Genomic DNA, 13456 nt, shown 5'->3' on the forward strand with positions numbered 1-13456 from the left:
CAGCGAGGGGAGGGCGGACGTTGCCGGAAGGCGTGGCGGCCGCCTCAGCAGCCGCACATTGCCCGTTCGAGGACGGCCAGCAGTTCGCGCGGGTGGTCGACGATCACGTCGGCACCCCAGTGCGCGGGGTTGTCCTCGGGGTGGATGTAGCCGTAGCGCACGGCCGCGGTCTTGGTCCCGGCGGCGCGGCCGGACTCGATGTCACGCAGGTCGTCACCGATGAACAGCACATGCTGCGGGTCGACGCCGATGCGCTCGCAGGCCAGCAGCAGCATTTCCGGATCGGGCTTGCTGCGGGTCACGTGGTCGGGGCAGATCAGCACTGCCGAGCGCTCGGCCAGACCCAGTTGCTGCATCACCGGCTCGGCGAAGCGCACCGGCTTGTTGGTTACCACACCCCAGACCAGGCGGGCTCTCTCGATGCTTTCGAGCAGCTCGGGAATGCCGTCGTAGGGACGCGTGAGCACTGCGCAGTGGTCCTGGTAGCGATCGAGGAACTCCAGGCGCAGCGGTTCGAAGCCTTCGGCTTCCGGGTCCATATCGAAGGTCGCGGCGACCATGGCGCGGGCGCCGCCGGAAACCACGTCGGCGATGCGCTGGTCGGGCACCGGCGGCAGGCCGTGGTCGGCGAGCATGGCCTGGCAGACGGCGATGAAGTCCGGCGCGGTATCCAGCAGGGTGCCGTCCATGTCGAAGAGAACCGCTTTGATCGGCATCGGCCTCATTCCTCGCGCAGGGTCTGGATCATGTAGTTGACGTCGACGTCGTTGGCCAGCTTGTAGTGCTTGGTCAGCGGGTTGTAGGTCAGGCCGATGATGTCCTTGACCGCGAGGCCGGCGTCGCGCGACCAGGCGCCGAGTTCGGAGGGGCGGATGAACTTCTTGAAGTCGTGGGTGCCGCGCGGCAGCAGGCGCATGACGTACTCGGCGCCGACGATGGCGAACAGGTAGGCCTTGGGATTGCGGTTGATGGTCGAGAAGAACACCTGGCCGCCGGGCTTGACCATGCGGTAGCAGGCGCGGATGACCGAGGACGGATCGGGCACGTGCTCGAGCATTTCCAGGCAGGTCACCACGTCGAACTGCTCGGGCATTTCCTCGGCCAGCTGCTCGGCGGTGATGCGTCGGTATTCAACTGCCACGCCGGATTCCAGCTGGTGCAGCTGGGCGACCGCCAGCGGCGCCTCGCCCATGTCGATGCCGGTAACGGTGGCGCCGCGCTGGGCCATGGCTTCGCTGAGGATGCCGCCGCCGCAGCCGACGTCGAGCACCTTCTTGCCGGCCAGGCCGACGCGCTCGTCGATCCAGTTGACGCGCAGCGGGTTGATGTCGTGCAGCGGCTTGAACTCGCTTTCGCGGTCCCACCAGCGATGGGCAAGGGCCTCGAATTTGGCGATCTCGGCGTGGTCGACGTTGCTCATGGCTTACCTTCGTTCAGAAACTTTCGTGGGAATTCGGAGCGCGGAGGCTGACTATGATGCCAGCTTCCCGCCGGGGTTGGGCGCGGCATGACAGATTGTCGCAGCCGCGCCGGGGCGGGTCAGCCCTTGGCGATGCGTCGCCCCCAGTCGCCGGCGGCGGCGGCCAGGCGGCCTTCGTCCAGGCGCGTCAGGCGGCCACTGTCGAGCAGTTGCTTGCCGGCCACCCAAAGGTGGCGCACGCAGTCGCGGCCGGTGGCGTAGATCAGTTGCGAGACCGGCTCGTAGACCGGCTGTTGGGCCAGGCCGGAGAGGTCGAAGGCCACCAGGTCGGCGGACTTGCCCAGCTCCAGCGAGCCGATTTCCTGCTCCAGGCCCAGGGCGCGGGCGCCGTTGAGGGTCGCCATTCGCAGTGCGCGGTGGGCGTCCAGCGCGGTGGCCTGGCCTGCCACGGCCTTGGCCAGCAGGGCGGCAGTGCGGGTTTCGCCGAGCAGGTCGAGGTCGTTGTTGCTGGCCGCGCCGTCGGTGCCGATGGCCACGTTGACGCCGGCCTGCCAGAGGCGCTCCACCGGGCAGAAGCCGCTGGCCAGCTTGAGGTTGGATTCCGGGCAGTGGATCACCGAGCTGTTGGTTTCCACCAACAGCGCCAGGTCCTCGTCATGCACCTGGGTCATGTGCACGGCCTGGAAGCGCGGGCCGAGCAGGCCGAGACGGTGCAAGCGGGCCAGGGGGCGTTCGCCGGTCTTGTCCAGCGCCTGCTGGACCTCGAAGGCGGTCTCGTGGACGTGCATCTGGATGCCGGCGTCGAGCTCTTCGGCGAGCATCAGCACGTTCTCCAGCTTGTCGTCGCTCACCGTGTAGGGCGCGTGCGGGCCGAACGCCACGCGGATGCGCGGGTGATGCTTGAGGTCGTCATGCAGCGCCACGCCCTTGCGGATCGCTTCTTCGGCGTCGCGGGCGCCGGGGATCGGGAAGTCCAGCACCGGGACGCAGATCTGCGCGCGCACGCCGGTCTCGTGGACTACCTCGCAGGCGATCTTGGGGTGGAAGTACATGTCCGAGAGGCAGCTGATCCCGCCCTTGAGCTGTTCGGCGATGGCCAGCTCGGTGCCGGTGCGAACGAAGCCTTCGTCGACCCACTTGGCCTCGGCTGGCCAGATGTGTTCCTGCAGCCAGGTCATCAGCGGTAGGTCGTCGGCCAGGCCGCGGAACAGGCTCATGGCCGCGTGACCATGGGCGTTGACCAGGCCGGGGGCGAGCAGCATGCCCGGAAGTTCGCGGGTTTCCGCCGCCGGATGGCGCAGCGCCTCGGCGCGCGGGGCGAGCAGGGCGATACGGCCGTCGCGGATGCCCAGCGCATGGTCGCGAAGGACCACGCCGGCAGGTTCCACCGGGACTATCCAGGTCGGCAGCAGAAGCAGATCGAGAGGGGCTTTGGCGTCGGGCATGGGGCGCTTCCTGGGCGCGGGATCGGGAGCTCGGCAGTATACCCGAGCGCTGCTGGCTCCGGCTCGTTATACTCGCCGGTTTTCCCGGGGCGATCCCGGGACGGATTTGGGGAGTGCGCGCCGCCTCGGCGCGGTCCGAAACAGCATATGAAAGAAGAGGTGTTCCATGCGTGAGCGACTGTTGGCGGCCGAGCGGGTCACCGCCATTGATTGGCGCAAGGGCACCCTCCGCCTGCTCGACCAGCGCCGGCTGCCGCTGGAGGAAACCTGGCTGAGCTACGACAGTGCCGCCGAGGTCGCCGATGCGATCCGCGAAATGGTGGTGCGTGGCGCGCCAGCCATCGGCATCAGCGCCGCCTATGGCGTGGTCCTGGGCCTGCGTGCCCGGCTGGACATCGGTGGCGACTGGCGCGCGGCGCTGGAAGAAGACTTCCGCGTGCTGGCCGAATCGCGGCCCACCGCAGTCAACCTGTTCTGGGCGCTCAACCGCATGCGCGAGCGCCTCGATCGCCTCAAGCCGACCGACGACCCGCTGCAGGTCCTGGAGGCCGAGGCCATCGCCATCCACGAAAGCGACCGCGAAGCCAACCTGACCATGGCCCAGCTCGGTGTCGAGCTGATCCGCAAGCAGCACAGCGGTCCGCAGAAGATCCTCACCCACTGCAACACCGGTGCGCTGGCCACCGGCGGCTTCGGCACCGCGCTGGGCGTGATCCGCGCGGCGCACCTGGAAGGGTTGGTCGAACGCATCTACGCCGACGAAACCCGCCCGTGGCTGCAGGGCGCTCGCCTCACTGCTTGGGAGCTGGCCAACGAAGGCGTGCCGGTGACCCTGAACGCCGATGCCGCTGCCGCGCACCTGATGAAGACTGAAAGCATCACCTGGGTCATCGTCGGCGCCGACCGCATCACCGCCAATGGTGACGTGGCCAACAAGATCGGCACCTACCAGCTCGCGGTGAACGCCATGCACCACGGCGTGCGCTTCATGGTGGTGGCGCCCAGCTCGACCATCGACATGAGCCTGGAAAGCGGCGACGACATCCCGATCGAGGAGCGTGACGGTCGCGAGCTGCTGGAAATCGGCGGCAAGCGCGTGGCTGCGGAAGTGGAGGCCTTCAATCCGGTCTTCGACGTGACCCCGGCCGACCTGATCGACGCCATCGTGACCGAGCGGGGCGTGGTAGAGCGTCCGGATGCCGCGCGCATGGCCGAGTTGATGAGCCGCAAGCGGCTGCACTGAGGCGGTAGGTGTTCGACCTGGCTTGTGGTAAGCTCCGACGGTTCTTCGGGGGGCATATTTCGCACCCTCGCAGTAGCGCGGATCACTGACCTAAGTCGTTGATTTGTTGTGAGTCGGTGGCGTTCTGATAGCGCCGCCGCACTCCGCCGGGCTCGGGATGGGCGAGGCGGAGGTCCACCTGAAAAAGGAACCAGGCTTCTCATGGGCGAACTGGCCAAAGAAATCCTCCCGGTCAACATCGAAGACGAACTCCGACAGTCCTACCTCGATTACGCGATGAGCGTGATCGTCGGTCGTGCCCTGCCCGATGCGCGCGACGGCCTGAAACCGGTGCACCGCCGCGTCCTGTACGCCATGAGCGAACTGGGCAACGACTGGAACAAGCCCTACAAGAAATCCGCACGTGTGGTCGGTGACGTGATCGGTAAGTACCACCCGCACGGTGATACCGCGGTCTACGACACCATCGTGCGTATGGCCCAGCCCTTCTCGCTGCGCTACATGCTGGTCGACGGCCAGGGCAACTTCGGTTCGGTCGACGGCGACAACGCCGCGGCCATGCGATACACCGAAGTGCGCATGGCGAAGCTGGCCCACGAGCTGCTCGCCGACCTCGACAAGGAAACCGTCGACTGGGTGCCCAACTACGACGGCACCGAGCAGATCCCGGCGGTCATGCCGACCAAGATCCCCAACCTGCTGGTCAACGGTTCCAGCGGTATCGCCGTGGGCATGGCGACCAACATCCCGCCGCACAACCTGAGCGAAGTGGTCGACGGTTGCCTGGCGCTGATGGACAACCCCGAACTGTCCGTCGATGACCTGATGCAGTACATCCCCGGTCCCGACTTCCCGACCGCGGGCATCATCAACGGCCGTGCCGGCATCATCGAGGCCTACCGCACCGGTCGTGGCCGCATCTATATCCGTGCCCGCGCCGAAATCGAGGACATGGAGAAGGGCGGCAACCGCCAGCAGATCATCATCACCGAGCTGCCCTACCAGCTGAACAAGGCTCGCCTGATCGAGAAGATCGCCGAGCTGGTGAAAGAGAAGAAGATCGAAGGCATCACCGAACTGCGCGACGAGTCCGACAAGGACGGCATGCGCGTGGTCATCGAGCTGCGCCGCGGCGAAGTCGGCGAGGTCGTGCTGAACAACCTCTACGCCCAGACCCAGCTGCAGAGCGTCTTCGGCATCAACGTGGTAGCCCTGGTCGACGGCCAGCCGCGCACGCTGAACCTGAAGGACATGCTCGAAGTCTTCATCCGCCACCGCCGCGAAGTGGTGACCCGGCGGACCGTCTACGAGCTGCGCAAGGCTCGCGAGCGCGGCCACATCCTCGAAGGCCAGGCGGTCGCCTTGTCGAACATCGACCCGGTGATCGAGCTGATCAAGGCCTCGCCGACCCCGGCCGAAGCCAAGGAGCGCCTGGTCTCCACCGCCTGGGAATCCAGTGCCGTGGAAGCCATGGTCGAGCGCGCCGGCGCCGATGCCTGCCGTCCTGAAGACCTGGACCCGCAATACGGCCTGCGCGATGGCAAGTACTACCTGTCGCCGGAACAGGCCCAGGCCATCCTGGAACTGCGCCTGCACCGCCTGACCGGCCTGGAACACGAGAAGCTCCTGTCCGAATACCAGGAAATCCTTACCCTGATCGGCGAGCTGATCCGCATCCTGACCAACCCGCAGCGCCTGATGGAAGTCATCCGCGAGGAGCTGGAGAAGGTCAAGGCCGAGTTCGGCGACGCCCGCCGCACCGAGATCGTCGCGTCGCAGGTCGACCTGACCATCGCCGACCTGATCACCGAGGAAGAGCGTGTCGTCACCATCTCCCACGGCGGCTACGCCAAGTCGCAACCGCTGGCGGCCTACGAGGCCCAGCGCCGCGGCGGCAAGGGCAAGTCGGCGAGCGGCGTGAAGGACGAGGACTACATCGAGCACCTGCTGGTCGCCAACAGCCACGCCACCCTGCTGTTGTTCTCCAGCAAGGGCAAAGTCTACTGGCTGCGTACCTTCGAGATTCCGGAAGCCTCGCGCGCTGCGCGTGGCCGTCCGCTGGTGAACCTGCTGCCGCTGGACGAAGGCGAGCGCATTACCGCCATGCTGCAGATCGACCTGGAAGCCGTGCGGGCGCAGTTCGCCGGTGACGAGGGCGATGACGACGACGTGGTTGCCGAGCAGGTCGCCGAGGTGGTGGAAGCTGAAGAGGCCGAAGAAGGCGACGACGCCGACTTCAGCCAGGACGAGCCGACCGGCGCCTACATCTTCATGGCCACCATGAAAGGCACCGTGAAGAAGACCCCGCTGATCCAGTTCACCAAGCCGCGCTCCAACGGCCTGATCGCGCTGAAGCTGGAAGAGGGCGATTCGCTGATCGCCGCCGCCATCACCGACGGTTCGAAGGACGTGATGATGTTCTCCGACGCCGGCAAGGTGATCCGCTTCAAGGAAAGCAAGGTGCGCATCATGGGCCGTAACGCCCGTGGCGTGCGCGGCATGCGCCTGGCGGAAGGCCAGCGCATCATCTCCATGCTGATCCCCGAGTGCCGCGAAGCGCAGATCCTCTCGGCTTCCGCACGCGGTTACGGCAAGCGCACCCCGCTGGCCGACTACCCGCGCCGCGGTCGTGGTGGCCAGGGCGTGATCGCCATGGTGATCAACGAGCGCAACGGCAACCTGGTGGGCGCCGTTCAGGTGCTGGATGGCGAGGAGATCATGCTGATTTCCGACCAGGGCACCCTGGTCCGTACCCGCGTCGACGAAGTCCGTGGCGCAGGCCGTAACACCCAGGGCGTGATCCTCATCAAGCTGGCCGCCGACGAAACGCTGGTGGGCCTGGAGCGGGTGCAGGAACCGACCGTCGTCGAAGACGACGTCATTGACGGCGAGATCGTCGAGGGCGAAGTGGCGGACGAGAACCAAGAAGCAGGCGAAGTCGCGGCTGAAGAAGCCCCGCAGGCCAGCGAAGACTGATAGCGAGAGTGGATGTGAGCAAGCGAGCCTTTAACTTCTGCGCAGGTCCCGCTGCGCTTCCCACCGAGGTGCTGGAGCGCGCCCGCGCCGAACTGCTCGACTGGCAAGGCAAGGGCCTGTCGGTCATGGAGATGAGCCACCGTAGCGACGACTACGTGGCCATCGCCGAGAAGGCCGAGCAGGACCTGCGCGACCTGATGGGCGTGCCGTCGAACTACAAGGTGCTGTTCCTGCAGGGCGGTGCCAGCCAGCAGTTCGCCGAGATTCCGCTGAACCTGCTGCCCGAAGACGGCGTGGCGGACTACGTGGAAACCGGCATCTGGTCGAAGAAGGCCATCGAAGAGGCTCGCCGCTTCGGCAACGTCAACGTGGTCGCCAGCGCGTCCAAGTACGACTACTTCGCCATTCCGGGGCAGAACGAGTGGAACCTCACTCCGAACGCCGCCTACCTGCACTACGCGTCCAACGAGACCATCGGCGGCCTGGAGTTCGACTGGATTCCGGAAGTCGGCGACGTGCCGCTGGTTGTGGATATGTCCTCGGACATCCTCTCGCGTCCGATCGACGTGTCCAAGTTCGGCCTGATCTACGCCGGCGCGCAGAAGAACATCGGTCCGTCCGGCCTGGTGGTCGTCATCGTTCGCGAAGACCTGCTGGGCCGCGCCCGCAGCATCTGCCCGACCATGCTCAACTACAAGGTCGCTGCCGATAACGGCTCCATGTACAACACCCCGGCTACCTATTCCTGGTACCTCTCCGGCCTGGTCTTCCAGTGGCTGAAGGAGCAGGGCGGCGTCGAGGCCATGGAGAAGCGCAACCGCGCCAAGAAGGACATGCTGTACGGCTTCATCGACAACAGCGACTTCTACACCAACCCGATCCAGCCGAGCGCCCGCTCCTGGATGAACGTGCCGTTCCGCCTGGCCGACGAGAAGCTCGACAAGGCCTTCCTCGAAGGCGCCGACGCGCGCGGCCTGCTCAACCTGAAAGGCCACCGTTCGGTAGGCGGCATGCGTGCCTCCATCTACAACGCCCTGGGCCTGGACGCCATCGAGGCGCTGGTCGCCTACATGGCCGAGTTCGAGAAGGAGCACGGCTGATGAGCGACGCTGACCAGCTCAAGGCTTTGCGCGTACGCATCGACAGCCTCGACGAGAAGATCCTCGAGCTGATCAGCGAGCGCGCCCGCTGCGCCACCGACGTGGCGCGCGTGAAGATGGCATCCCTGGCCGAAGGCGAGAAGCCGGTGTTCTACCGGCCCGAGCGCGAGGCCTGGGTGCTCAAGCACATCATGGAGTTGAACAAGGGCCCGCTGGACAACGAGGAAGTCGCTCGTCTGTTCCGCGAGATCATGTCCTCCTGCCTGGCCCTGGAGCAGCCGCTCAAGGTCGCCTACCTCGGTCCGGAAGGCACCTTCACCCAGGCCGCGGCGCTCAAGCACTTCGGCCACGCGGTGATCAGCACGCCGATGGCGGCGATCGACGAGGTGTTCCGCGAAGTGGCCGCCGGCGCGGTGAACTTCGGCGTGGTGCCTGTGGAAAACTCCACCGAGGGCGCGGTCAACCACACCCTCGACAGCTTCCTCGAGCACGACATGGTGATCTGCGGTGAGGTCGAGCTGCGCATTCACCACCACCTGCTGGTGGGCGAGAACACCAAGACCGACAACATCACCCGCATCTATTCCCACGCCCAGTCCCTGGCCCAGTGCCGCAAGTGGCTGGACGCGCACTACCCGAACGTCGAGCGCGTGGCAGTGCCGAGCAACGCCGACGCCGCCAAGCGCGTGAAGAGCGAGTGGAACAGCGCCGCCATCGCCGGCGACATGGCCGCCAACCTGTACGGCCTGGACAAGCTGCACGAGAAGATCGAGGACCGCCCGGACAACTCCACGCGTTTCCTCATCATCGGCAACCAGGAAGTGCCGCCGACCGGCGACGACAAGACCTCGATCATCGTCTCCATGCGCAACAAGCCCGGCGCGCTGCATGAACTGCTGGTGCCGTTCCACACCAATGGCATCGACCTGACCCGCATCGAAACCCGCCCGTCGCGCAGCGGCAAGTGGACCTACGTGTTCTTCATCGACTTCGTCGGCCACCACAAGGACCCGCTGATCAAGGACGTGCTGGAAAAGATCAACAGCGAAGCCGTGGCGCTGAAGGTGCTGGGCTCCTACCCGAAAGCGGTTCTCTGAACCGTCTGTCGAAGCGGCAAGCCTCGGGCTGCCGGTGATCCGGCGCCCGGCTTGCGGCATACAGCTTGAGGCTTGTAGCTATGTCGTGTGACTTCCTCGCCCTGGCCCAGCCGGGCGTACAGAAACTTTCGCCCTACGTCCCGGGCAAACCGGTAGACGAACTGGCCCGCGAGCTGAATCTGGACCCGGCGAAGATCGTCAAGCTGGCCAGCAACGAGAACCCGCTGGGCCCCAGCGCCAAGGTGATCGAAGCGATCCGCGGCGAACTGGTGGAACTGACCCGCTACCCCGACGGCAACGGCTTCGAGCTGAAGAGCAAGCTGGCCGAGCGCTGCGGTGTCACCACTGCTCAAGTGACCCTGGGCAATGGCTCCAACGACATCCTCGACCTGGTTGCCCGCGCCTACCTGGCACCGGGCCTGAGCGCCGTGTTCAGCCAGTACGCCTTCGCCGTCTACCCGATCTCCACCCAGGCCGTCGGCGCCCAGGGCAGGGCGGTACCGGCCAAGGACTGGGGGCATGACCTGGAAGCCATGCTGGCGGCCATCGACGCGAACACTCGCGTGGTCTTCGTCGCCAACCCGAACAACCCGACCGGCACCTGGTTCGGTCCGGACGCCCTGGAGAGCTTCCTGTCTCGCGTCCCGGAAAATGTCCTGGTGGTGCTGGACGAGGCCTACATCGAATATGCCGAGGGCGACGAACTGCCCGACGGCCTGAAGTACTTGGCCCGCTACCCGAACCTGCTGGTTTCGCGCACCTTCTCCAAGGCCTATGGCTTGGCGTCGCTACGTGTCGGCTATGCGATCTCCTCGGCGCAGGTCGCCGATGTGCTGAACCGCGTGCGCCAGCCATTCAACGTCAACAGCCTGGCCCTGGCTGCCGCCTGCGCCGCGCTGGACGACGCCGAGTACCTGGCCGAAGGCAAGCGCGTCAACGACGCCGGCATGCAGCAGCTGCAGGACGGCCTGCGTGCGCTGGATCTGAACTGGATCCCGTCGAAAGGCAACTTCCTCGCCGTCGACATGCAGCGTGAAGCCGGCCCGATCTACCAGGCCCTGCTCGCCGAGGGCGTGATCGTCCGTCCGGTAGGCGGCTACGGCATGCCGCAGCACCTGCGCATCTCCATCGGCCTGCCGCAGGAGAACGCCCGCTTCCTCGAGGCGCTGGCCAAGGTGCTCGCCCGTGGTTGATGTCACTTCCCTGCAACAGCCTTCGGCCAAGCTTCGTCGCCTGGTGGTGGTGGGGCTCGGCCTGATCGGCGGGTCCTTTGCCAAGGGCCTGCGCGAGAAGGCGCTGTTCGAGGAAGTGGTCGGCGTGGACCGTGATCCGCAATCCCGTCGCCTGGCCGTGGAGCTGGGCGTGGTCGACCGTTGCGAGGAGTCCCTCGAGGTCGCCTGCCGCGACGCCGACGTCATCCAGCTCGCGGTACCGATCCTGGCTATGGAAAAGGTGCTTGCCGAGCTGGCGGGCTACGACCTGGGCAATGCAGTGCTGACCGACGTCGGCAGCGCCAAAGGCAACGTGGTACGCGCGGCAAAGGCCGTTTTCGGAGGCATGCCGGCGCGCTTCGTGCCGGGCCATCCGATCGCCGGTTCCGAGCAGAGCGGAGTGGAGGCGGCCAATCCGACGCTGTTCCGCCGTCACAAGGTGATCCTCACGCCGGTCGACAGCACCGACGACGAGGCCCTGATGCTGGTCGACCGCCTCTGGCGCGAGCTGGGTGCGGACGTCGAGCACATGGAAGTCGAGCACCACGATGAAGTGCTCGCCGCCACCAGTCATCTGCCGCACCTGCTGGCTTTCACGCTGGTCGACTCGCTGGCCAAGCGCAGCGAAAATCTGGAAATCTTCCGTTATGCCGCCGGCGGCTTCCGCGATTTCACGCGGATCGCCGGCAGCGATCCGGTGATGTGGCATGACATCTTCCTCGCCAACCGCGAGGCGGTGCTGCGCATCCTCGACGTCTTCCGCGACGACCTCGACGCCCTGCGCGACGCCGTCGACTCCAGGGACGGGCACCAGCTGCTGGGCGTGTTTACCCGCGCCCGCGTTGCCCGTGAACATTTCAGCAAAATCCTGGCCCGTCGGGCCTATGTGGACGCCATGCACAACAACGACCTGATTTACCTGGCCCAGCCGGGTGGCCGCCTGTCCGGGCGCGTACGCGTACCGGGCGACAAGTCCATCTCCCACCGCTCGATCATGCTCGGCTCGCTGGCCGAAGGCACCACCGAGGTGGAAGGCTTCCTCGAGGGCGAAGATGCCCTGGCCACCATTCAGGCATTCCGCGACATGGGTGTGGTCATCGAAGGCCCGCACCACGGCCGCGTGACCGTCCATGGTGTCGGCCTGCACGGCCTGAAGCCGGCTCCGGGCCCCATCTACCTGGGTAACTCCGGCACCTCCATGCGCCTGCTCAGTGGCCTGCTGGCGGCGCAACCGTTCGACAGCGTGCTGACGGGCGACGCCTCGCTCTCCAAGCGCCCGATGAATCGCGTGGCCAAGCCGCTTCGCGAGATGGGCGCAGTGATCGAGACCGGTCCGGAAGGCCGTCCGCCGCTGACCATCAAGGGTGGCCAGAAGCTGACCGGCATGCACTACGACATGCCGATGGCCAGCGCCCAGGTGAAATCCTGCCTGCTGCTCGCCGGCCTCTATGCCGCCGGCGAAACCTCGACCACCGAGCCGGCACCGACCCGCGACCACACCGAGCGCATGCTGCGCGGCTTCGGCTATCCGGTGGAGGTGCAGGGCGCCACTGCCAAGGTCGAGTCTGGCCACAAGCTGACCGCCACCCACATCGAAGTGCCGGCAGACATCTCGTCCGCCGCCTTCTTCCTGGTTGCAGCGAGCATCGCCGAAGGTTCGGACATCGTCCTCGAACACGTCGGCATCAACCCGACCCGTACCGGCGTGATCGACATCCTCAAACTGATGGGCGCCGACATCACCCTGGAGAACCAGCGTGAAGTGGGCGGCGAGCCGGTGGCCGACCTGCGCGTGCGTTCGGCCAAGCTGAAGGGCATCGACATCCCCGAGGACCTGGTGCCACTGGCCATCGACGAGTTCCCGGTGCTGTTCGTCGCCGCTGCCAACGCCGAAGGTCGTACCGTCCTGCGTGGCGCGGAAGAGCTGCGCGTGAAGGAATCCGACCGCATCCAGGTGATGGCCGACGGCCTGCTGACCCTGGGCGTGAAGTGCGAACCGACCCCGGACGGCATCATCATCGACGGCGGCGCCTACGGCGGCGGCGAAGTCTGGAGCCATGGCGACCACCGTATCGCCATGTCCTTCAGCGTGGCTTCGCTGCGCGCTTCGGGCCCGATCCGCATCCATGACTGCGCCAACGTCGCCACTTCCTTCCCGGACTTCCTCGGCCTGGCCGCAGGCGCCGGCATTCGCGTGGCTGCGGAGGGTAACTGATGTCCGCCTCGAACCTCACCGCCTGGCCGGTGCTTGCCATCGATGGGCCGAGCGGCTCGGGCAAGGGTACCGTGGCCGGCATCCTGGCCAAGCGCCTGGGCTGGAACCTGCTGGACTCGGGGGCGCTCTATCGCCTGCTGGCATTTGCTGCTGGCAACCACGGCATCGACCTGACCAACGAGGAAGCCCTCAAGGTCCTGGCCGCGCATCTCGACGTGCAGTTCACCCACGCCAAGGGTGGTGAAGGCCAGCACATCATCCTCGAAGGCGAAGACGTTACCGATACCATCCGTACCGAACAGGTCGGCGCCGGGGCCTCCCAGGTCGCCGCTCTGCCGGCGGTGCGCGATGCGCTGCTGCAGCGCCAGCGTGCCTTCCTCGAGGCGCCGGGCCTGGTGGCCGATGGTCGGGACATGGGCACTGTCGTGTTCCCCGATGCGCCGCTGAAGGTGTTTCTCACCGCATCCGCCGAGGAGCGCGCTCGTCGTCGTTACCTGCAGCTCAAGGCGAAGGGCATGGACTGCGACATGGTGGCGCTGACCGAGGAAATCAGGGCTCGCGACGAGCGGGACAGCCAGCGCAGCGTTGCTCCGCTCAAGCCGGCGGAGGGCGCGATAGTGCTCGACTCCACGCACATGAGCATCGAAGCAGTGGTCGACAGCATTCTCTCCGAGGCTGCCCGCCGAGATCTGACAGGGGAGTGAGTGCGTGCTGCCGTTTGACGCATGCGGCGGCGGTTGCTAACATTC

The 13456-nt window shown here is 66.3% G+C and carries 10 protein-coding genes; 7 read left to right on the top strand and 3 right to left on the bottom strand.

Going from position 1 to position 13456, the window contains the following annotated elements:
• Nucleotides 1–44 precede the first annotated feature (44 nt).
• From mupP to ACA097_RS22100, 3 genes are all read right to left on the bottom strand, one after another.
• Entirely contained in the window at nt 45–725 is a 681-nt protein-coding gene (gene mupP, locus ACA097_RS22090) for an N-acetylmuramic acid 6-phosphate phosphatase MupP (RefSeq protein ID WP_156958051.1), read from the bottom strand.
• Nucleotides 722–1420, bottom strand: coding sequence for a bifunctional 2-polyprenyl-6-hydroxyphenol methylase/3-demethylubiquinol 3-O-methyltransferase UbiG (gene ubiG / locus ACA097_RS22095; protein WP_043253588.1), 699 nt, complete (start codon nt 1418–1420; stop codon nt 722–724). The genes mupP and ubiG overlap by 4 nt, the downstream gene beginning before the upstream one ends.
• A 119-nt stretch (nt 1421–1539) precedes the next feature.
• A complete protein-coding gene (locus ACA097_RS22100; protein WP_371366021.1) occupies nt 1540–2865 on the bottom strand; it encodes a TRZ/ATZ family hydrolase in 1326 nt (441 codons plus the stop codon).
• Between the two features lie 166 nt (nt 2866–3031).
• On the opposite strand from ACA097_RS22100, the gene mtnA reads away from it, so the two are divergent.
• The 7 genes from mtnA (at nt 3032) to cmk (ending at nt 13411) form a co-directional block, all read left to right on the top strand.
• Nucleotides 3032–4108 (top strand): S-methyl-5-thioribose-1-phosphate isomerase, encoded by a 1077-nt coding sequence (gene mtnA, locus ACA097_RS22105; protein ID WP_043253586.1) that lies wholly within the window; start codon nt 3032–3034, stop codon nt 4106–4108.
• Nucleotides 4109–4309: 201 nt separating this feature from the next.
• A complete protein-coding gene (gene gyrA / locus ACA097_RS22110) occupies nt 4310–7084 on the top strand; it encodes a DNA gyrase subunit A (RefSeq protein WP_043253585.1) in 2775 nt (924 codons plus the stop codon).
• 14 nt (nt 7085–7098) lie between these two features.
• Nucleotides 7099–8184: a 3-phosphoserine/phosphohydroxythreonine transaminase gene (gene serC, locus ACA097_RS22115; protein ID WP_043253584.1), complete on the top strand. Its 1086-nt coding sequence runs from the start codon at nt 7099–7101 to the stop codon at nt 8182–8184.
• Entirely contained in the window at nt 8184–9281 is a 1098-nt protein-coding gene (pheA, locus tag ACA097_RS22120) for a prephenate dehydratase (protein WP_371366024.1), read from the top strand. Before serC ends, pheA begins: the two co-directional genes overlap by 1 nt.
• Before the next feature lie 80 nt (nt 9282–9361).
• Complete coding sequence (gene hisC / locus ACA097_RS22125; protein ID WP_371366026.1) at nt 9362–10474, top strand: histidinol-phosphate transaminase; 1113 nt, start codon at nt 9362–9364, stop codon at nt 10472–10474.
• Nucleotides 10467–12707: a bifunctional prephenate dehydrogenase/3-phosphoshikimate 1-carboxyvinyltransferase gene (locus ACA097_RS22130; RefSeq protein WP_371366028.1), complete on the top strand. Its 2241-nt coding sequence runs from the start codon at nt 10467–10469 to the stop codon at nt 12705–12707. Before hisC ends, ACA097_RS22130 begins: the two co-directional genes overlap by 8 nt.
• A complete protein-coding gene (gene cmk / locus ACA097_RS22135; RefSeq protein ID WP_043253580.1) occupies nt 12707–13411 on the top strand; it encodes a (d)CMP kinase in 705 nt (234 codons plus the stop codon). Before ACA097_RS22130 ends, cmk begins: the two co-directional genes overlap by 1 nt.
• The last annotated feature ends 45 nt before the right edge of the window (nt 13412–13456 follow it).

This window comes from Pseudomonas sp. QL9, assembly GCF_041409665.1.
Lineage (GTDB): Bacteria > Pseudomonadota > Gammaproteobacteria > Pseudomonadales > Pseudomonadaceae > Pseudomonas > Pseudomonas knackmussii.